Source organism: Duganella lactea, from assembly GCF_009857505.1.
GTDB lineage: Bacteria > Pseudomonadota > Gammaproteobacteria > Burkholderiales > Burkholderiaceae_D > Rugamonas > Rugamonas lactea.
On the sequence record NZ_WWCP01000137.1, the window covers coordinates 1 to 242 of the forward strand.

The following is a 242-nucleotide window of genomic DNA, read 5'->3' on the forward strand; positions in this document are numbered from 1 at the left end:
TCAGAAATTGGCTTGTCCTTGCTGCCTTTGCGCTGGATGTGCATGCGGTAGCCTTGGCCGGTCAGGCGCTCTTCGCGCTTGTAGTTGACATAGCCTTTATCGGCATAGACATCCCGGCTGGTATTGGCCGGGTCCAGTACGTCTTCGAAGTGCAGGGTGTCGTGTTCGCTGGCGGTGCTGATCTTGATTTTTCGGATGAGCTTGCAGCGCTTGTCCGCGTTCACCGACAGCTTGTAGCCGAA

Annotated in this window: 1 protein-coding gene; it reads right to left on the reverse strand. The window is 56.2% G+C overall.

From position 1 onward, the window contains the following. Window positions 1-242: transposase (locus GTP44_RS27045; protein ID WP_161021816.1), on the reverse strand; the 242-nt coding region annotated here is incomplete at both ends.